Genomic DNA, 18,232 nt, shown 5'->3' with positions numbered 1-18,232 from the left:
ATGGGTGATGAGTCGGCTCAAGGCAACCAGTTTTTGCAGAGAACAGATAAGACGAGTTTGCAATTGTGTCCTGCACGGTTTTCCTCGGGCTGAAACTGAAACAATCTGGGATCTACTCTTGCTGTTTTGCCATATTCGTCTCACATGAGTGGGAAAAAGTCGCGACACAATCGTGTCATTCTCAAATCGACACCAAGTTTGGAGTTGTCATGTCTAAACGTCCTTCGATCTCTTTCAGCGATTTTGCAGTACCGGAAAAAGGCGTGTCTATCGTCCTCGTCGCGAAGCGCGGCGGTTTTGCGGATGAAGCGGCTGAAGCCGTCGGCGGTGCGGAAAAGATCAAGCGTATTGCCGAAATTTCCGGATTCACCGGCGCATTGGGCAAGACGGCGGAAGCGATTGAGACAACTTCCAGCGGCATCGATAAGATCGTTCTGGTCGGCGTCGGCGAAACCGGCAGGCTTGGCAATGACGACTGGCTCAAGATTGGTGGCGCAGCGTTTTCACGAATCGGCAAGGCCGAGCGGGCAACCGTGACACTGGCCTTGCCTGAAACCACCATCGCCGGTGACGAAGCGGCAGACCTGGCGCTCGGCATGATTCTGCGCTCCTACAAGTTCGAGCGCTACAAGACGCGCAAGAACAATGAGGAAAATGGCGATCCGAAACACGCCGCCAAGATCAGCATCTGCGTCGCGGACCCGCATACGGCAAAGCGTGCTTTTGAAGTTGCAGAAGCGGTCGCGGACGGTGTTCTCCAGGCGCGTAATCTCGTCAACGAGCCTGCGAATATTCTCGGTCCGGTCGAGTTCGCACAAGAAGCTGAAAAGCTCGGAAAGCTTGGCGTGAAGGTCGAGATCCTCGGCGAGAAGGAAATGAAGAAGCTCGGCATGGGGGCGCTTCTGGGCGTAGCACAGGGTTCCGTTCGCCCGCCGCGACTGGTTGTCATGGAATGGCAGGGCGCGAAGAGCAAGGAAAAGCCGGTTGCTTTCGTCGGCAAGGGCGTCGTGTTCGATACGGGCGGTATTTCCATCAAGCCTGCTGGTGGCATGGAAGACATGAAGGGTGACATGGGCGGTGCTGCAGCCGTCACGGGCCTGATGCGCGCTCTGGCCGGTCGCAAGGCAAAGGTCAACGCCATCGGCATTATCGGCCTTGTCGAGAACATGCCGGACGGCAATGCACAGCGTCCGGGCGACATCGTGACATCCATGTCGGGACAGACGATTGAAGTCATCAATACTGATGCTGAAGGCCGTCTCGTTCTCGCCGATGCGCTGCACTATACGAATGATCGTTTCAAGCCGCGCTTCATCATCAATCTGGCCACCCTTACGGGCGCGGTCATGGTCGCACTCGGCCAGTATCATGCCGGTCTCTTCTCCAATGACGATGAGCTTGCTGACCAGCTTTATGATGCGGGCCAGTCGACCGGCGAAAAGCTGTGGCGCCTGCCACTTGGCACTGAATACGACAAGATGATCGATTCGAAGTTTGCCGACATGAAGAACAGTGCAGGCCGTTACGGTGGATCGATCACGGCAGCACAGTTCCTGAAGCGCTTTGTCGGTGAGACGCCTTGGGCGCATCTCGATGTTGCCGGAACGGCCATGGGGTCGCCAGCAAACGAGTATAGCCAGACATGGGCTTCCGGCTATGGCGTGCGTCTGCTGGACCGTCTTGTCCGGGATCATTTCGAAAGCTAAAATCTTTTCCAAACAACAGGATGGGTGGAGAAGCGGAATCAGTTTCTTCACCCATTTCCGAAACGGATAATGCATGGCGGAAATTCTCTTCTACCATCTGACGGAATCGACACTCGATGAGGCCTTGCCCGGTCTGGTCGAGCGCTCGCTCGGGCGCGGCTGGCGCGTCACGATCCAGACCGTCAGCGAAGAAAGACGCGATGCGCTGGATGGTTTGCTCTGGACCTTCTCCGACACCTCTTTCGTAGCCCATGGCACCGATAATGAGCCTCACCCGGAACACCAGCCGGTCTTGCTGACCACAAGTGAAGCCAATCCGAACGGTGCGACGGTACGCTTTCTCGTAGAGGGTGCGGGGATTGAGCAGGCGGATGCCTATGAGCGGCTTGTCGTCATGTTCGACGGGCATGATCAGGAGCAGCTCGATATTGCCCGGGGGCAGTGGAAGAATTTCAAGGCAGGAAACCACGACTTGACCTATTGGCAGCAAACGCCAGATCGCCGCTGGGAGCGCAAGGCTTAGGGCTTGTTGAGAATTAGTTTTGGAGCGTGGTATGGATGAAAATTGTACAGGTTTAGGAGCAAAACCGAAGGTGGAGTGGTTCTCCATCGAGGTTTTGCGACGCAAAGCTGGGCTATTTTCATCATATCGCGAAGCGACGTGGCGGATTTTCCCCCTGAATGCGTCGCACAGCCCTTGTGGAGAATTACTCCACGGCGGTCTGTTCTCCTGTTCAGGAACAAAATCCAGCTCACGCCACGCCCGAAACCTAACTCTCAACAGGCCCTAATGCGTCCGCTATTCATTTTGATGATCGTCGCCGGTTTTGGCCTTGGTATCGGCTATCCCTGGTATATGCGTCATTTCACCGGCAGCGAGATTGGCCGCTGGACGATGCTTGAAAACCGTCAAAGCGGTTTCAAGATACAGGAAGTCAGGCTGTCGGCGGATGATGGGCCGGTGCGTGTGTTCATCGATGCCACGCCTTTGCCGGGTTACGTGCCCGCGGAAAGGCGCTCGGCGGTGACCCTTGCGGTCAGCCGCGACGGCCAGCCGGTTCTCTCCCAGGGACTCGATTTCGCCTCCACCAGCGGTTCCATCAATACGGACCGCCCGCAGGATGGCAGCGTTCTGCGTCAGAGCGCGGGGGACATCGATCCGGTCATTCCGGGGCTTTATGCATTTCGTCTGGTGCAGGGAAACACGGATGGGCTTCAGCTTTCAAAAGCCGATCTCGTACTGCGCCGTGGAGCCGAAACGCCTGACGAGGTCTATACGACCATCGGTCTGATCCTCGGTGCATTCGGTCTTTATGCCCTGATGCGTACCCGCCTGCGTCCCCAGAGCTGATTGATGACGATGCTCTGCAAAATTTCCGACAGATTGCTGCTGTTGCTGCTTTCGGCTCTTGCAGCACTGGTTGCGCTGATACCACTCGAAAAGCTGGGCGTCTTCGGCTCTTCCTTTGAAGGGCAGAGCGGTTACGCTGCCCTTTATTTCGGGTTTCCCACTCTGACCGTTATTTTCGCGCTTCTCGCGGTGCGGTTCATGCCGCGTCCTCTGCCGGTTGCCATGCGCATCGTGGGTTGGCTGGCGCTGGCAATCGTGGCCTTGTTGATGTTCGCTTAGGCGGCGGTGCGCCGAAGCAATGGCTGTTTTAATCCGCCATCGCTTCTTCATATTCGGTGGAAAGTTCCAGCCACTTGTCCTCAGCATCCGCAAGTGCAGAACGGGCGTCGCTCATGTCCTTGTTGATCCGGATCGCCTTTTGGGGTTCCTTCTCGTACAGAGCCGGGTCTTCCAATTGTGACGAGAAGCCTTGAATCTGTTTCTGCAGCTTTTGAATCAAGGCTTCGGTTTCCTTGATCTTTTTCTGTAGCGGCGCCAGGGTTTCGCGTTTCTGGGCAGCAAGTTTCCGCTGTTCTGCCTTGTTGACCTTGGAGGTGTCGTCGCGGTCGGCAGCCGGTTCTCCCTTGGCATCGGCAAGAACGATCTGCCGGTACTCGTCGAGATCGCCTTCAAACGCCTTTACGCCACCTTCGCGGACCAGCCAGAGCCGTTCCATCGTGGCTTCGATCAGATGGCGGTCGTGGGCAATCAGGATAACCGCGCCGTTGAAAGCGTTGAGCGCATGCACAAGCTCTTCGCGGCTGTCGATGTCGAGATGGTTGGTTGGTTCGTCGAGGATCAGCAGGTTGGGACCGTGAAAGGTCGCAAGCCCCATCAGGAGGCGCGCTTTCTCGCCACCGGACAGGTCTTTGGCCGGTGTCAGCATCTTCTCTGTCGAAAGGCCCATCTGCGCAACCCGCGCACGCACCTTCGCCTCTGGTTCCGTCGGCATGAGCTTGCGCACATGCTCGATGGCGTTGTCTTCGGGGATCAGATCATCCATCTGATGCTGTGCGAAGAAGGCGACTTTCAGGCTCGGCGAAAGTGTGAGCGTGCCTTTTTCCGGCGTCTGGCGACCGGCAATCAGCTTCGCCAGCGTTGACTTACCGTTACCGTTCGAGCCGAGGAGGGCGATGCGGTCGTCATTGTCGATACGCAAGGTTACATTGCGAAGGACGGGCTTGCCCGGCACATAACCGACATCGGCATTATCAAGCGCGATGACAGGCGATGCCGTCTTTTTGTCGGCATCCGGAAAACGAAACGGCTGCACATTGCTTTCAACGTAAAGCTCGATTGGCTTGAGCTTTTCCAAAGCCTTCATGCGCGATTGCGCCTGACGGGCCTTGGTGGCCTTGGCACGGAACCGTTCCACGAAGGATTCCATGTGCTTGCGGTGGGCTTCCTGCTTTGCGTGGGCCTTCTGCTGCAATTCCAGCATTTCGTGGCGCTGGCGCTCGAACTGATCGTAGTTGCCTCGCCAGAAGCTGATCTTCTTCTGGTCGAGATGCATGATCGAACTGGTCGCAGAGTTCAGGAGATCACGGTCGTGGCTGATGATGATGACTGTGTGCGGATAGCGCTTCACATAGTCGACCAGCCACAGCACGCCTTCAAGGTCGAGATAGTTGGTTGGTTCGTCGAGGAGCAGCAGGTCCGGCTCGGCAAAAAGAACCGCTGCCAGAGCGACACGCATACGCCAGCCGCCGGAAAATGCGGATGCGGGCTGGCGTTGTGCTTCGGCGTTGAAACCGAGACCGGACAGAATGGCGCCTGCGCGAGCTTCCGCAGAGTGAGCGTCGATGTCGGCAAGGCGGGTGTGAATTTCGGCAATGCGGTGCGGATCGGTTGCCGTGTCAGCCTCTTCAAGAAGTGCTGTGCGCTCCTTGTCCGCCTTCATGACGATTTCGATCAGTGCATCCTCTGTGCCGGGCGCTTCCTGCGCCACCTGACCGATACGGGTATTTTTGGGAAGCGAGATGCTGCCTGTTTCCGGCGCAAGATCGCCCGTAATCACACGGAACAGGGTCGATTTGCCGGTGCCGTTGCGGCCCACAAAACCCGTCTTCGATCCCGCTGGCAGCGTTACGCTGGCGTGGTCGATCAGGAGGCGTCCGGCAATTCGTACGGAGATGTCGTCAAGGATAAGCATGGTGAAAGCGCTTTTGCACGGCTTGAAGCGTTTCCGCAAGTATCAACGTCAGTCAGGCGAAACGCCGTCCCTCTTCCGTCCGCAGGAAATGTGCAAGATCGAGTGACGGAGCTTCCGTACCCAGCCGTGTGAACGCGGCGTGAATCTGTCCGCGATGGTGGGTCTGGTTGTTGAACATATGAGCAAGCGAGGGAGCGAGCCGCTGGCTTATCGTGCGCATTTCACGAGTAGGGGTGTAAGTATAGCGTCCGGCAAGCTTCTGTGTGTCGAGGCTGTCGGCATAGCGGCAAATGCGCGCGTCTTCCGCCTGCCGCAGGTCACGCAGCATGATGAAATTGTCGGAAATAATGGCGTCGAGCGTCTTCGGATGATCGCCTTCGGTGGTGAAGCGTTTCATCCAGATGCGGTCGGCAACCAGCAAATGATTGAAGGTGCGGTGAATGGAACCAAAGAACAAGCCGAGATCGAGCCTGTATTCCTCGTCGCTCAGCTCGGCAGCCGCAGCATAGACCAGTTCATTTGCCCATCGGTTATAATAGGCGAACATCTGAAAGTACTGTTCCATGAGAGCCCCCTGAACACCTGTCCATGCCGCTTCCCGCGAAGTTGAATCGGCACGGCGTATCTATGCAATCAATTCTATGCTCTCTCAAGGTGCTAATCGGTTCGCCTCTTGGCAATTCGGCCTATCGACGGTATAGAGCCTCACTTTTCTAAAAATTCCAGCGAACAAGGTGTCATAATGGCAATCGAACGTACCTTCTCCATGATCAAGCCCGATGCGACCCGCCGCAACCTGACCGGCGCCATCACTGCCAAGCTCGAAGCAGCTGGCCTGCGCGTTGTCGCTTCGAAGCGCGTCTGGATGAGCCTGCGTGAAGCTGAAGGCTTCTATGCTGTTCACAAGGATCGCCCGTTCTTCGGCGAACTGACCGAATTCATGTCTTCTGGCCCGACGATTGTTCAGGTTCTCGAAGGCGAAAACGCCATCGCCAAGAACCGCGAAGTCATGGGTGCAACCAACCCGGCAAACGCTGACGAAGGTACCATCCGCAAGGAATTCGCCCTGTCGATCGGCGAAAACTCCGTGCACGGTTCGGACGCTCCTGAAACCGCTGCAGAAGAAATCGCATACTGGTTCTCGGGCACCGAAATCGTCGGCTAATCCCACCCGGAATTCAAAGAAAAAGCCCGGTTTAACCGGGCTTTTTTAGTTTCAAAGGCTTTGTGCGAGCCTTGCCATTTCTTTTCCGTCGTCATCGAAGAGAACCAGTTTCCCCATGTCGATCTTGTAGGACTTCGTCTTGCCAAGCACGTCGAGGAACTTGCGCTCCTGCGTCATAAGAGCAGGCGGGCATTGAACATAGGTCGATCCGATATCGGCGAAGGAAATGTTCTCGCCAGTGACGATTGCCTTGCTGAAATAACGATTGCAGCCACCCGAACCGCTGACGGTGCCATCGGTCGAGACCGTCAATGTCGTCTGTGCATTGTCGATCACGCCGCCGCCTTGAATGTCTTCTGCCAGCCAGTCCTTGCCCTCAATGCCGATGGCAGCACCTTCGTCGCCGCTCTTGCGAACCATCACAACCTTGATTTCTGCCGGGGTGCCGGGATTCTCCGGGTCGATGGCGTAGCGTTCGTCATTGACGAACCATAGCGTATCGCCCGCCGAAATCCGCGCTTGCAAGGCATAGGTATGGCCGGGCTGAATCTGGTCCGTATCAAAATTGATGGCGAACGGGATCGGCGAACCCTGAACGGATTCAATCCTTGTTTCTCCAATGACTTTGGAGGGGGCGTCGGCCAGAGAGATGTCGGAAAGCTGAACGGTCAGGTTTGCCTCCGGCGGCAGCGCGATACGTTCGCGATACATCACTTTGCCGCTGACCGTTTTTTCCGCCGCTATGCTGCTTGTCGGCATGGATGTGGTCAGGAACAAGGCAGCTCCGCCAAGCGCGCCAATGCCGACCACAAGTGCTGCCGCAATTGAAAGGGTTTTCGCCAGTCCATTTCGCATCGTTAAAGCCCGAAACTTCCGTTCCCGCACGCGTTGTTTGTTACCAGACAGATGGCGCTAATGGGGATTCCAATCTGCCTGTCATCATCGCTTGTCAGCGCCTGATTCATAAGGCTGACATTAGCGAAATCTTCATGTGAAAATTGTGGCGACGCAAGAACACGCCGACTAAATTATCCATTATTTTAGGGGGTTAAATAGTTAATTCGCAATTAAAATGGGAAATAGAGATCAGTAGAATTGCTGGTAATCGGAAGATTATGACTGTTGCCAGCGTTCTCGGATCTTTTCATCTTCCTCCTTGGACGACACCCAACCGCCGACAGAACCGTCTGCAAGATGCTCCCTTTTCCAGAATGGAGCGTCGGTTTTCATGTAATCCATCAGGAATGATGCAGCTTCGAAAGCGGCATGTCGATGCGATGATGCCGCTGCGACCAGAACGATGTTTTCGCCCGGTTTGATGAGCCCGTAACGGTGAATGATCGTGAGGGCTGTTATCGGCCAGCGCTCGATAGCCTGTCGGGCGATGCGTGTGATTTCCGCTTCGGCCATGCCGGGATAATGTTCCAGCTCCAGGGCCGAAAGCGCGCCGCTTTCATCGCGACACAGACCGGTAAAGGTGACGATGGCGCCGATATCCGTGCGCCCATGCTCAAGCTTGCGCAGTTCCGCTGCGATATCGAAGTCTTCGCTTCTTATGCCGACGAAAAGTGGGCATGTGGTTTGCCCGCTCATCTCATCCTCCCGTCATGGGCGGAAAGAGCGCAACTTCATCGCCATCATTCACGAGTTCAATATGCTCGGCATGTTCCTGATTGATCGCGGCACGAATGACGTGCTCATGCTCGAAGGCAGCTTCATATTCATGCCCAAGCGATTTCAGGTGGCTGATCAGATCGCCCACGGTTGTTTTGGGTGAGGGGAGTTCAATGACCTCCTCGCCCTTGCCGATTTTCTCGCGCACCCATGCGAAATAAACGAGTTTTACCGTCACTGGATCAATCCATTACGTGTTTAAGGCCCGCCTTGAAGTAATCCCAGCCCGTATAAAGCGTCAGAAGCGCCGAGACCCAAAGCAGGACAATGCCAATTTCCGTTACATAGGGCATGACTTTGTCACCGGCAGGGCCTGCGAGCAGAAATGCGAGCGCAATCATTTGCGCGGTCGTCTTCCACTTGGCCAGACGGGAAACGGGAACACTGACCTTGAGTTCCGCAAGATATTCACGCAGACCCGAAACCAGGATTTCGCGGCACAGGATGATGATTGCGGCCCAAAGCGTCCAGCCTGCAATGGTACCGTCAGCTGCGAGAAGCAACAGAATGGCGGATACGAGAAGCTTGTCGGCAATCGGGTCAAGCATGCGACCGATGGTCGATGTCTGTTTCCAGATGCGGGCGAGATAGCCGTCGAAAAAGTCCGTGATACTGGCGACGGCAAACAATCCCAGAGCGGTCCATCGGGCGAAATCGCTCGATTCCAGTTTCCCCTCGATAAAGAAGCACAATACCACAAGGGGGACGGCGATGATCCGGCCATAGGTGAGGATATTGGGCAAGGAGAGGGTATGTTTTTTCTGCATTGTTCCGCCGCATCGTTGTTAGAGCGGTTCCTGTTTTCAGCAGGATCGTTCGAACTGCTCTAACCATCTGTTTTTATGCATTTCCGAACGCAAAACCGTTTCGCGTTGTTGGCTCGAAAATGCTCTAGCGCACATCAACAGGGATGACCGATAAAATCAACACCTGCGAATATGTTGTGCCGGGACCTAATGACGCTTGCGCCTCAATTCCGGACAAAATTACGTCATCTGTCACGAAAATGATCGTGAATCGTCTTGGCCATGGCCTCAGAGATGCCTTCGATCTGCATCAGATCGGCAACCGCGGCTCTGGAGACGGCCTTTGCGGTTCCGAAATGGTGCAGAAGCGCACGCTTTCGCGACGGACCGATTCCCGCAATCTCATCGAGCGGGTTCTTGACCATTTCCTTCTTGCGCCGGGCGCGGTGTGTGCCGATGGCAAACCGGTGCGCTTCATCGCGCAGGCGCTGGATGAAATAGAGCACGGGATCGCGCGGCGGCAGTGTAAAGGCCTGCTTGCCTTCCACGAAGAAACGTTCGCGCCCTGCTTCACGGTCGACGCCCTTGGCAATGCCGATTGCATTGACGAGATGGCTGATCCCAAGCTCGCCGAGAATTTGCCTGACCGCGCCAACCTGACCTTGCCCGCCGTCGATCAGAATGACGTCGGGCCACGCAGGAAACGTGTCGGTTACCTCTGCGTCAGTCGGCTCTTCCGGCGTGCCATGTTCCTTGACCAGCCGTGAGAAGCGCCGCTCGATTACCTCGCGCATCATGCCGAAGTCGTCGCCCGGCGTAATATCGGTCGAGCGGATGTTGAACTTGCGGTACTGATTTTTGACGAAGCCTTCCGGTCCCGCGACGATCATGCCGCCGACAGCATTCGTACCCATGATATGCGAGTTATCATAGACCTCGATCCTGCGCGGTGGCTGGGACAGGCCGAAGGTTTCGGCCATGCCTTGCAACAGGCGGGCTTGCGAAGATGTTTCAGCAAGCCGCCGTCCAAGCGCTTCGCGCGCATTGGTAAGCGCGTAATCGACAAGATCCTTCTTCTCTCCGCGTTGGGGGACGTTGACTTGTACCTTATGGCCCGCGCGCGTCGAGAGCGCTTCGGCAATAAGCGATTGCTCCTCAACCGTCTCGGACAGGAGAACCAGCCGCGGACATGGCTTGTCGTCATAGAACTGGGACAGGAATGCCCCCAGAACCTCTGCCGGGCCGAGCGAACTGTCCGCCTTGGGGAAATAGGCGCGATTGCCCCAGTTCTGGCCGGTACGGAAGAAGAAGACCTGAATGCAGGTCATGCCGCCTTCCTGATGGATGGCAAAGACGTCAGCCTCTTCAACCGTCTGCGGATTGATGCCCTGATGGGATTGCACATGAGAAAGCGCCGCCAGACGATCCCGGTAAACGGCTGCATGCTCAAAATCGAGGTCCGCCGACGCGGCCTGCATTGCCGTTGCGAGGTGGTCCTTTACCGACTGGCTCTTGCCGGAAAGAAACGCCTTGGCCTCATTGACGAGTTCGGCATAGTTCTCATCGCTGATCTCGTGCGTGCAGGGGCCGGAACAACGCTTGATCTGAAAGAGAAGGCAGGGACGGGTACGCGTTTCAAAAACCGAATCCGTGCAGGTCCGCAGCAGGAAGGCGCGCTGAAGCGCGTTGATCGTGCGACCAACGGCACCGGCAGAGGCGAAGGGACCGAAATAGTCTCCCTTGCGGGACCGCGCACCGCGATGCTTGAAAATGCCGGGTGCCCGATGGTCGCCGGTCAGAAGAATATAGGGAAACGACTTGTCGTCGCGCATCAGCACGTTGAAGCGCGGACGCAACCTCTTGATGAGATTGGCTTCCAGCAACAAGGCTTCGGTTTCCGTCCGGGTGACGACGAATTCCATCGTCACCGTTTCGCGGATCATCCGCGTGATGCGATTCGAATGGCCGACGCCGCGCGCATAGTTGGAAACGCGCTTCTTGAGATTGCGTGCCTTGCCGACATAGAGCACGTCACCATCGCTGTTGAACATGCGGTAGACGCCCGGATTGTTCGGCAGGCGCTTCACGAAAGCATTGATGATGTCCTGACCGCTCAGGCCTTCAATATCCGGCAGGCCATCCGAGGAATCCCATTGAATGGAATCGGCAGCGGACGGAGAGGCCGGAACATCGGCTATATCGTCGGTCTCGTCATCATCGTCGGTTTCCGCGTCACCAATGATAATACCGGCCACATCCTGCTCGTCATCGGACGGCAGATTTGCAACGGCATCCTCATTGTTCTTGCGGTTTCCAGTCATTCCGTAATTCCTGCAATATCCGGGGTTTCCCAGGCCAGATGCTGTCCGCCGTCAAGTGCGATCATCTGGCCGGTGACGGAGCGGCTTTCCCAGAAATAGCGAACAGTACGCCCAAATTCCGACAATTCCGGCGCACGCTGCAAAAGAAGTTTCTCGACCTGCTGTTCGAAATCGCCAGGCTTCTGCCGTTCGCTCGGCAATGTTGGGCCGGGTGCGATTGCATTGACCCGGATTTGCGGTGCAAGCGCCTGCGCCATGGTTCGGGTGGCATTCCAGAGGGCTGTCTTCGAAAGCGTATAGGAAAAGAAGTTCGGGTTGAGCTTCCAGACGCGCTGGTCGATGACATTGACGACAAGCGCCTCTTCGCCGCTGGGCAGGGCTTTCGCCATTTCTTCGGCCAGCAGGACCGGCGCCTTGAGATGGATGGCAAAGTGCTTGTCCCACAGCGCCATATCCAGTTGGCCGATGCGATCATCTTCAAAGAGCGATGCATTGTTGACCAGAAGCCGGATCGGCCCGATCTGGCGTGACGCATCCTCCACAAGATTGCGAACATCGGATTCGGATGAAAGGTCTGCGCGCACGACACAGGCCTTCCCGCCTTGTTCGTTTATGGCCGCTGCAAGGGCCGCGCCTTCATCGATGGAGTGATTATAGTGTATGGCGACCGGGAAGCCATGGGCGGCAAGGTCCTCGACAATTGCCTTGCCAATACGCCGTGCGCCGCCGGTGACCAGAACCGGACATTTAGCAAGCAGGCGGGGCTCGTGATCGTTCAACACGGTAAACACTTTCTTATCGAGATTCTTCAGTCGATTTCATGCCATTTCGGTCGGAAGATTGCAGCTAAAAACAGCGGCTGCAACATTCATAACTGACAAATTGATAGAGATTTCAGCGACTTCGTTTCTTTCTGCCGGTTGTTGCGGTCGCCGCAATCGAAACTCTCCCACTATATAGGTGGCTGAATCCGGCGTTGCGATAATGCAACATCGCATTTTTGCCACGTTCTCGTCAGGTTCTCTCCACAGAAGCGGGCATTTCGTGCCGCAATTACCGCCGATATGTCGGTCCTGTCAGCGCGGCATGGACGATTTGCTCCCAACATCGCCCGCCCGATAAGGGACCGCGCAAAAGGTAATTTGTGTAAGGAGAATGCTATGCGCACTCTTAAGTCTCTCGTAATCGCCTCGGCTGCGCTGCTGCCGTTCTCTGCGACTGCTTTCGCTGCTGATGCCATTCAGGAACAGCCTCCTGTTCCGGCTCCGGTTGAAATGGCTCCGCAGTATAGCTGGGCTGGTGGCTACACCGGTCTGTACCTCGGCTACGGCTGGAACAAGGCCAAGACCGACGCCGTTGGCACCATCAAGCCTGACGACATGAAGGCTGGCGCTTACGCTGGCTGGAACTTCCAGCAGGACCAGTTCGTATACGGTGTTGAAGGTGACGCCGGTTACTCCTGGGCCAAGAAGTCCAAGGACGGTCTGGAAGTCAAGCAGGGCTTCGAAGGCTCGCTGCGCGCACGTCTCGGCTACGACCTGAACCCGGTTATGCCGTACATCACGGCTGGTGTTGCCGGTTCGCAGGTTAAGCTCGACAACGGCTTTGACGACGAAAGCAAGTTCCGCGTTGGTTGGACTGCTGGTGCCGGTCTGGAAGCCAAGCTCACGGACAACATCCTGGGCCGCGTCGAATACCGTTACACCCAGTTCGGCAACAAGAACTATGATCTTGGCACCGAAACGGTTCGTAACAAGCTCGACACCCACGACATCCGCGTCGGCGTTGGCTACAAGTTCTAATTATCTGATAATTGAACACGGAAAACCGGGCAGGCAACTGCCCGGTTTTTTGTTATGTTTTTTAGGGTTAGAGGCTCGCTATCTCAACCAGCCAGTCGCGAAATGCAGCCATTGCTTGCGTTTCCGACCGTGATTGCAGCCTCGTCAGCCAGTAGCTGCCCATCGTCACCGTTGTGTCGAATGGCTGAATGATCGTTTCCGAGAGCAACTGACGGGAGAACATCAGCGGCGGCGCAAGTGCTACGCCCGCTCCCTGCATGGCTGCTTCCATCATCGCGAGCGACGAATCGAACATGATGCTTCGGGGCAGGGGCATGTCGCCCGTGACGCCTGCTGCCATAAACCACTGCGTCCATTCATCGGCACGGTAGGAGCGCAATAAAATATGCCGCGCGAGATCGGCTGGTGTTCGCAATTCCTGTGCCAGTTCCGGAATGCAAAGCGGTGACAACGGTGCTTCCAGCAATCGGGTTGCGTCGATGCCATGCCAGGCGCCGCTGCCGAAACGGATGGCGTAATCGAGGCCCTCCGCCGCTATGTCCACCCGGTTGTTGTTGGTCGAAAGCCGCAGATCGATGAACGGATAACGATTCTGAAAATCGCGCAGACGTGGCAGAAGCCAGCCGACGGCCAGCGTGCCGACCGCACCCACGCGCAATATTTCCCGATAATGCCCCGCTTCGAAACGTTCAAGCGTTCCGGCAATCCTGTCGAATGCGTCCTTCAATGTGGGGAGCAGCGTTTCTCCTTCGCTCGTCAGCATCAGCCCGCGCGGCAGGCGCTCGAACAAAGTCACATTCAGGCGGGTTTCGAGGCTTTTGACCTGATGGCTGACAGCGGCTTGTGTAACGCAAAGTTCAATCGCGGCCTTCGTAAAACTCAAGTGACGCGCCGACGCCTCGAAGGCGCGCAGGGAATTGAGCGGGAGATGCGGTCGAACCATGTTGCCCCAAATTTTTCTAATGCCAAATGCTAGATAACGTCGTTTGTCCTCTTTGCGCAAGCATCGTATATCAGCAGGGCCTGATAGGCTTATATCCCGCAGAAGCGTTGAAAAAATGCTGTAAACGGGCTTCAATATAATGAATCGCTCAATACCGGCTATGTCTTGAGAAAGACGTAGCGGAACGCATAATCATGAGGTTTATTCATCTGTCATGAGAAAATCTACGACATTTTTGATCGGTTTCCTCGCCACCGCCGCTATTATCCCGAATAGCGGTGCGTTGGCTGCAAGCAAGGTGAACGATGACGATTTGCGCCGTATCGTCGATGAAACCATGCGCCCGCTCATGGCCGAGCAGAAGATTCCCGGCATGGCGGTTGCCATAACCATCGACGGCAAGAGCCACTTCTTCGGTTATGGCGTGGCATCGAAGGAAAGCGGACAGAGAGTCGACGAAGACACGATTTTCGAGATCGGTTCGGTCAGCAAGACGTTTACTGCGACGCTCAGCGGCTATGGGCTGGCGACCGGCGCATTCTCCTTGTCCGATCCCGCGACCAAATGGGCTCCCGAACTGGCAGGCAGCAGCTTCGACAAGATCACCATGCTCGATCTTGGGACCTACACACCGGGCGGATTGCCCCTGCAATTTCCCGATGCTGTCACCGATGACAGTTCGATGCTGGCATATTTCAAGAAATGGAAGCCGGACTATCCGGCAGGCACACAGCGCCGTTATTCGAATCCCAGCATCGGCCTGTTCGGCTATCTGGCGGCACGAAGCATGGACAAGCCGTTCGATGTCCTGGTGGAGCAAAAGCTTCTGCCTGCATTTGGTCTGAAGAACACTTTCGTCAATGTGCCGGAAAGTCGGATGAAGAACTACGCTTACGGCTATTCCAAAGCCGACAAGCCGATCCGGGTATCTGGCGGCGCGCTGGATGCGCAGGCCTATGGCATCAAGACCACAGCGCTTGATCTCGCCCGCTTCATTGAGCTGAATATCGACAGCTCATCTCTGGAGCCTGATTTCCAGAAGGCCGTCGCCGCGACACATACGGGTTATTATCACGTCGGTGCCAACAATCAGGGGCTTGGCTGGGAGTTCTACAGCTATCCGACTGCGCTCAAGACACTTCTTGCGGGCAATTCGTCGGACATGGCGCTGAAGTCGCACAAAATCGGCAAATTCGATCAGCCCTTGCAGCCGTCAGCCGATGTCTTGGTCAACAAGACAGGCTCGACCAACGGTTTCGGTGCCTATGCGGCCTTTATTCCCGCCAAGAAGACCGGAATCGTCCTGCTTGCCAACCGGAATTATCTGATCGATGAGCGCGTAAAAGCCGCTTATCGGATATTGCAGGCGCTCGACAAGAAACAATAATCTGCAAAAAAACCCCGGAAATCCGGGGTTTCATTCTTTCCAGACCGGTTAGCCGCGCGGCAGCAGTTCCGTCAGTTCCGGGTGCAGTTCCTGAAAACGCTTCATCCAGCGCTTGAGCTTGGAGCGGTTGCGTTCCCATTTGCCTTCAAAGCGCAGCGCCAGATAGCCAAGCGCGGCAGCAACGGCGATATGGCCGCCATGCAGCTTGCCCGCCAGACGCGGCGGCGCTTCGTTGAGAAGGTCGAGTGCGCGTTCGGCCTTGCGCCATTGCAGGTCGAGCCAGGGCTGATGAATTTTCTCTTCCGGACGCATGCGGCGTTCGTAGACATGCGCCAGAAGCACGTCGCAAAGACCGTCGGCGATGGCTTCATAGCGCTCTGCATCGGTGCGCTTTTCGGCATTGCGCGGGAAAATCTTGTTGCCCGAAACCCGGTTCAGATACTGGGTGATCGCACGGCTGTCGAAAACCGATTTGCCGTCATCCGTCACCAGCGTCGGAATTTTTCCGAGCGGATTGGCGTGGATCAGGTTCTCCGGTTCCGCCGAGGTGTTGACGACAACGCTTTCAAACGGAATGCCGGCATGGTGAGCGGCCATGCGCACCTTCGCGCTGTAGGGCGAAGCAGGCGAATAGAGTATCTGTGTCATCGTTCGTTCCTAAACCGGATATGTAAAGTTTATTGCGTGGCGGGCATCATGACGGAGCGGCTTCGGCAGGCATTGGCATCGACCTGACCGCAAGCACGGTATTGCAGGTCTTTTGTCATGCAGATGCGAACTTCCTGAAGATAGTTCCGCTTGCAGCTAATCGAGATACCATCCGGTTTCATGCCGGGATTGGCTGCGATAAAAGCTTTTTCAACGAGAAGGGGATCAACACGCCGACCGCTCGCCAGATTGCGCAGGCTGGGCGGAATTTTGACCTGATCGAAAGCGTTGCGCAGCGTTGAGAAATATTCATCCTGCGACAGACCCGAACAACTGCCATGCTTGCGCCATTGATAAGCGGCGAGACCGGCAGAAGGCATGATATCGGAAAGGCGGGAGATGATCGGGCGGGGCACATAGCTGCCCCGGCTGCGGGCATTGTCGAGCTGGCAGTTCGCTGGGTAACCCCATTCATTCTGCGGCCAGAGACCATGCACCACGAAACCGAAGGGACGATTGGTTCCACATTGCTGCTTGTTGGCGCGGGGGCCTTCCGATGCACAATAGCTGGGCGACCAGGAGAGGGCTAAGACGTAAAAGTCGAACTCGCCCGGAACGTCATCTGCCCGACCCGGCGCAATTGCCAAAATACTCGCAACCGCCGCTGCGAGCAACGTAACCGCCGCTGCACCAAACTTCCGCAGCATGTGCCCTCCACTTAATCAACGGCTGACCGTATCAAGCCGCTTAATTTTTAGCGAAGAACGCGGCAGCTTGCGTCGTACACATACCAGCGGTCGAAACCGTCGACGCAGAATTCGACATTGCGGCCCATCGAGGCAAAGCCCTGACCTTCTTCGACCATATACCAGACCGAACGATACTGACCATCGGTCAGAACGGCGGTTGCCTTGCAATAGGTGCGTTCGATCTGGGCCGGATTGGTCTTCGGCTCATAGCGCGTCAGTTGAACATCGCTCATGGCCGAAATACCGACCTGCGGCAGGTTCGGGACATGACGTACCTGATAGCCGAAATCGGAAACCACCGAACGCAAAACGCTCTGCTGGCTGCAAGCGCCTGCATCGGCAACGCCTGCTGGAGCAGAAGTGAGATAGTCTGCGGCGCTGGCCGGCAGAGACACAAGCGTCAGAGGAAGGACAGACGCCGCAAACAGGGCTGCGCGTGAATACTGTCCGATACGTTCCAGGGTTCGTTGCATATCTCTGTCCTGTCCCAAATTGCGGGCTGGCACCCGTTCAAGTCTATGATAGCCGAAGCATTGAGGCGCAGTTTCCGTCAGCAATTCACGCGGGTCAAGTGCGATCCGTCTCGCTTCTCACCCACTTGATGCTGAAATTGCTCCCTTTTTCCTCAGCAAGAAGCTTGGTAAGGCAGGGAAGCAGGGTTTGCATCTCACTTTCAAGTGTATAGGGCGGGTTGACGACAATCATACCGGTGCCATCCAGGCGTGGTTCGGCGGAGGGCGCACGAATCGCCAGTTCGATCTGCATGATCTTCGGAATGCCGGTTTCACGTAAGTGTCTGGTGAAACGTTCCGTTTCCTTGCGGTCCTTCACCGGATACCACAGCGCATAAATGCCACCGCCGAAACGCTTGTACGCCTTGGCCAGGCCATCAACCAGACGATCGAATTCGCCTTCCTTTTCAAAAGGCGGGTCAACAAGCACCATGCCGCGTTTTTCCTTCGGTGGAAGGTGAGCGCCAAGCGCCAGCCAGCCGTCCAGCTCGGTCACCCGAACCTGATAATCACCGTCGAATAGCTTCGCCAGTTTGGTGGAGTCCTGCGGATGCAGTTCCAGTGCGGACAGGCGATCCTGCTTGCGCAGCAAATGCCGCACGAGAAAGGGCGATCCCGGATAATGGCGCAGCTTTTCGCCTTCATTGACTGCGCGGACGGCAGCAAGATAAGGCTCCAGCAAATCCAGCACGGGCTGCTCGATCTGCCCTTTCTTCACCGCGTCCAGGATGCGGTCGATACCGCCTGCCCATTCGCCGGTCTTGCCTGCCTCGATACCCTTCAGGTCGTAGAGGCCGATGCCTGCATGGGTGTCGATGACGCGAAAGGCCTGATCCTTGCGTTTCAGATACTCGACAAGGCGCGTCAGGATGACGTGCTTGACGACATCCGCAAAATTTCCGGCGTGATAGGCGTGACGATAATTCATGGTTGCGCTTGTTTCATGTCGGTCTCTTTTCGGCAAGAGGCAGTGATATCCAAAAAGACCTCGCTCTGCGTCGTTCCTGCAATATCACTCCTGTCACAAATGTGACATA

At 56.2% G+C, this 18,232-nt stretch carries 20 protein-coding genes; 7 read left to right on the top strand and 13 right to left on the bottom strand.

Features of this window, described 5'->3' with window-relative positions:
* The first annotated feature begins 209 nt into the window (after positions 1–209).
* From HWX93_RS12310 to HWX93_RS12295, 4 genes are all read left to right on the top strand, one after another.
* Positions 210–1,706, top strand: coding sequence for a leucyl aminopeptidase (locus HWX93_RS12310; RefSeq protein WP_176037494.1), 1,497 nt, complete (start codon positions 210–212; stop codon positions 1,704–1,706).
* A gap of 73 nt (positions 1,707–1,779) precedes the next feature.
* Positions 1,780–2,229: a DNA polymerase III subunit chi gene (locus HWX93_RS12305; protein ID WP_176037493.1), complete on the top strand. Its 450-nt coding sequence runs from the start codon at positions 1,780–1,782 to the stop codon at positions 2,227–2,229.
* A 267-nt stretch (positions 2,230–2,496) separates the two neighbouring features.
* Entirely contained in the window at positions 2,497–3,057 is a 561-nt protein-coding gene (bspB, locus tag HWX93_RS12300) for a type IV secretion system effector BspB (RefSeq protein ID WP_109987995.1), read from the top strand.
* A 3-nt stretch (positions 3,058–3,060) separates the two neighbouring features.
* Positions 3,061–3,336 carry a hypothetical protein gene (locus HWX93_RS12295; RefSeq protein ID WP_109987996.1) on the top strand — a complete coding sequence of 92 codons (276 nt, stop codon included), beginning with the start codon at positions 3,061–3,063 and terminating at the stop codon, positions 3,334–3,336.
* 28 nt (positions 3,337–3,364) lie between these two features.
* Here HWX93_RS12295 and HWX93_RS12290 read toward each other — a convergent pair whose 3' ends face one another.
* Positions 3,365–5,248, bottom strand: coding sequence for an ABC-F family ATP-binding cassette domain-containing protein (locus tag HWX93_RS12290; RefSeq protein ID WP_109987997.1), 1,884 nt, complete (start codon positions 5,246–5,248; stop codon positions 3,365–3,367).
* A gap of 52 nt (positions 5,249–5,300) precedes the next feature.
* Positions 5,301–5,813: a DinB family protein gene (locus HWX93_RS12285; RefSeq protein ID WP_176037492.1), complete on the bottom strand. Its 513-nt coding sequence runs from the start codon at positions 5,811–5,813 to the stop codon at positions 5,301–5,303.
* A 177-nt stretch (positions 5,814–5,990) separates the two neighbouring features.
* Here HWX93_RS12285 and ndk point away from each other — a divergent pair, with 177 nt between their 5' ends.
* Positions 5,991–6,413 carry a nucleoside-diphosphate kinase gene (gene ndk, locus HWX93_RS12280; protein WP_010661674.1) on the top strand — a complete coding sequence of 141 codons (423 nt, stop codon included), beginning with the start codon at positions 5,991–5,993 and terminating at the stop codon, positions 6,411–6,413.
* A gap of 51 nt (positions 6,414–6,464) precedes the next feature.
* Here the strand turns inward: ndk and HWX93_RS12275 are convergent, their stop codons facing one another.
* The 6 genes from HWX93_RS12275 to HWX93_RS12250 all read right to left on the bottom strand — a co-directional run bounded on the left by HWX93_RS12275 (position 6,465) and on the right by HWX93_RS12250 (position 11,936).
* Entirely contained in the window at positions 6,465–7,268 is an 804-nt protein-coding gene (locus HWX93_RS12275; protein WP_176037491.1) for a YbaY family lipoprotein, read from the bottom strand.
* 258 nt (positions 7,269–7,526) lie between these two features.
* On the bottom strand, positions 7,527–8,006 hold the full coding sequence (locus tag HWX93_RS12270) for a molybdenum cofactor biosynthesis protein MoaE (protein ID WP_176037490.1): 480 nt from the start codon (positions 8,004–8,006) through the stop codon (positions 7,527–7,529).
* A gap of 1 nt (position 8,007) precedes the next feature.
* Positions 8,008–8,265 carry a molybdopterin converting factor subunit 1 gene (gene moaD / locus HWX93_RS12265; protein ID WP_109988001.1) on the bottom strand — a complete coding sequence of 86 codons (258 nt, stop codon included), beginning with the start codon at positions 8,263–8,265 and terminating at the stop codon, positions 8,008–8,010.
* A 4-nt stretch (positions 8,266–8,269) separates the two neighbouring features.
* Positions 8,270–8,854 carry a CDP-diacylglycerol--glycerol-3-phosphate 3-phosphatidyltransferase gene (pgsA, locus tag HWX93_RS12260; protein WP_109988002.1) on the bottom strand — a complete coding sequence of 195 codons (585 nt, stop codon included), beginning with the start codon at positions 8,852–8,854 and terminating at the stop codon, positions 8,270–8,272.
* Between the two features lie 224 nt (positions 8,855–9,078).
* A complete protein-coding gene (gene uvrC / locus HWX93_RS12255) occupies positions 9,079–11,154 on the bottom strand; it encodes an excinuclease ABC subunit UvrC (RefSeq protein WP_151554819.1) in 2,076 nt (691 codons plus the stop codon).
* Positions 11,151–11,936, bottom strand: coding sequence for an SDR family oxidoreductase (locus HWX93_RS12250; RefSeq protein WP_235813522.1), 786 nt, complete (start codon positions 11,934–11,936; stop codon positions 11,151–11,153). Before HWX93_RS12250 ends, uvrC begins: the two co-directional genes overlap by 4 nt.
* A 378-nt stretch (positions 11,937–12,314) precedes the next feature.
* Here HWX93_RS12250 and omp25 point away from each other — a divergent pair, with 378 nt between their 5' ends.
* Positions 12,315–12,956: an outer membrane protein Omp25 gene (gene omp25, locus HWX93_RS12245; protein ID WP_061347327.1), complete on the top strand. Its 642-nt coding sequence runs from the start codon at positions 12,315–12,317 to the stop codon at positions 12,954–12,956.
* A 67-nt stretch (positions 12,957–13,023) separates the two neighbouring features.
* On the opposite strand, the gene HWX93_RS12240 is transcribed toward omp25, so the two are convergent.
* Positions 13,024–13,899, bottom strand: coding sequence for a LysR substrate-binding domain-containing protein (locus HWX93_RS12240; protein ID WP_151554817.1), 876 nt, complete (start codon positions 13,897–13,899; stop codon positions 13,024–13,026).
* A gap of 214 nt (positions 13,900–14,113) precedes the next feature.
* Between HWX93_RS12240 and blaOCH the strand changes: the two genes are divergently transcribed.
* On the top strand, positions 14,114–15,286 hold the full coding sequence (blaOCH, locus tag HWX93_RS12235) for an OCH family extended-spectrum class C beta-lactamase (protein WP_151554816.1): 1,173 nt from the start codon (positions 14,114–14,116) through the stop codon (positions 15,284–15,286).
* A 48-nt stretch (positions 15,287–15,334) separates the two neighbouring features.
* Here the strand turns inward: blaOCH and HWX93_RS12230 are convergent, their stop codons facing one another.
* From HWX93_RS12230 to HWX93_RS12215, 4 genes are all read right to left on the bottom strand, one after another.
* Complete coding sequence (locus HWX93_RS12230) at positions 15,335–15,934, bottom strand: glutathione S-transferase (protein ID WP_151554815.1); 600 nt, start codon at positions 15,932–15,934, stop codon at positions 15,335–15,337.
* 29 nt (positions 15,935–15,963) lie between these two features.
* Complete coding sequence (locus HWX93_RS12225; RefSeq protein WP_151642978.1) at positions 15,964–16,641, bottom strand: ribonuclease T2 family protein; 678 nt, start codon at positions 16,639–16,641, stop codon at positions 15,964–15,966.
* Between the two features lie 47 nt (positions 16,642–16,688).
* The gene (locus HWX93_RS12220; protein WP_151554813.1) at positions 16,689–17,156 is read right to left on the bottom strand and encodes a phage portal protein; all 468 of its coding nucleotides are present in this window, start codon (positions 17,154–17,156) and stop codon (positions 16,689–16,691) included.
* A gap of 94 nt (positions 17,157–17,250) precedes the next feature.
* Entirely contained in the window at positions 17,251–18,123 is an 873-nt protein-coding gene (locus HWX93_RS12215; protein WP_151554812.1) for a 23S rRNA (adenine(2030)-N(6))-methyltransferase RlmJ, read from the bottom strand.
* Between the last annotated feature and the right edge of the window lie 109 nt (positions 18,124–18,232).

Origin of the sequence: Brucella tritici, assembly GCF_902825325.1 — a bacterium.
In the GTDB taxonomy this organism is placed as follows: Bacteria; Pseudomonadota; Alphaproteobacteria; order Rhizobiales; family Rhizobiaceae; genus Brucella.
This window is presented reverse-complemented; position numbering and strand designations above follow the sequence as displayed.

Excerpts from the sequence above, each read along its gene's own strand:
- HWX93_RS12310 (WP_176037494.1), top strand. The coding sequence starts at position 210 with ATGTCTAAACGTCCTTCGATCTCTTTCAGCGATTTTGCAGTACCGGAA.
- HWX93_RS12305 (WP_176037493.1), top strand. The coding sequence starts at position 1,780 with ATGGCGGAAATTCTCTTCTACCATCTGACGGAATCGACACTCGATGAG.
- bspB (WP_109987995.1), top strand. The coding sequence starts at position 2,497 with ATGCGTCCGCTATTCATTTTGATGATCGTCGCCGGTTTTGGCCTTGGT.
- HWX93_RS12295 (WP_109987996.1), top strand. The coding sequence starts at position 3,061 with ATGACGATGCTCTGCAAAATTTCCGACAGATTGCTGCTGTTGCTGCTT.
- HWX93_RS12290 (WP_109987997.1), bottom strand. The coding sequence starts at position 5,248 with ATGCTTATCCTTGACGACATCTCCGTACGAATTGCCGGACGCCTCCTG.
- HWX93_RS12285 (WP_176037492.1), bottom strand. The coding sequence starts at position 5,813 with ATGGAACAGTACTTTCAGATGTTCGCCTATTATAACCGATGGGCAAAT.
- ndk (WP_010661674.1), top strand. The coding sequence starts at position 5,991 with ATGGCAATCGAACGTACCTTCTCCATGATCAAGCCCGATGCGACCCGC.
- HWX93_RS12275 (WP_176037491.1), bottom strand. The coding sequence starts at position 7,268 with ATGCGAAATGGACTGGCGAAAACCCTTTCAATTGCGGCAGCACTTGTG.
- HWX93_RS12270 (WP_176037490.1), bottom strand. The coding sequence starts at position 8,006 with ATGAGCGGGCAAACCACATGCCCACTTTTCGTCGGCATAAGAAGCGAA.
- pgsA (WP_109988002.1), bottom strand. The coding sequence starts at position 8,854 with ATGCAGAAAAAACATACCCTCTCCTTGCCCAATATCCTCACCTATGGC.
- uvrC (WP_151554819.1), bottom strand. The coding sequence starts at position 11,154 with ATGACTGGAAACCGCAAGAACAATGAGGATGCCGTTGCAAATCTGCCG.
- omp25 (WP_061347327.1), top strand. The coding sequence starts at position 12,315 with ATGCGCACTCTTAAGTCTCTCGTAATCGCCTCGGCTGCGCTGCTGCCG.
- HWX93_RS12240 (WP_151554817.1), bottom strand. The coding sequence starts at position 13,899 with ATGGTTCGACCGCATCTCCCGCTCAATTCCCTGCGCGCCTTCGAGGCG.
- blaOCH (WP_151554816.1), top strand. The coding sequence starts at position 14,114 with ATGAGAAAATCTACGACATTTTTGATCGGTTTCCTCGCCACCGCCGCT.
- HWX93_RS12230 (WP_151554815.1), bottom strand. The coding sequence starts at position 15,934 with ATGACACAGATACTCTATTCGCCTGCTTCGCCCTACAGCGCGAAGGTG.
- HWX93_RS12225 (WP_151642978.1), bottom strand. The coding sequence starts at position 16,641 with ATGCTGCGGAAGTTTGGTGCAGCGGCGGTTACGTTGCTCGCAGCGGCG.
- HWX93_RS12220 (WP_151554813.1), bottom strand. The coding sequence starts at position 17,156 with ATGCAACGAACCCTGGAACGTATCGGACAGTATTCACGCGCAGCCCTG.
- HWX93_RS12215 (WP_151554812.1), bottom strand. The coding sequence starts at position 18,123 with ATGAATTATCGTCACGCCTATCACGCCGGAAATTTTGCGGATGTCGTC.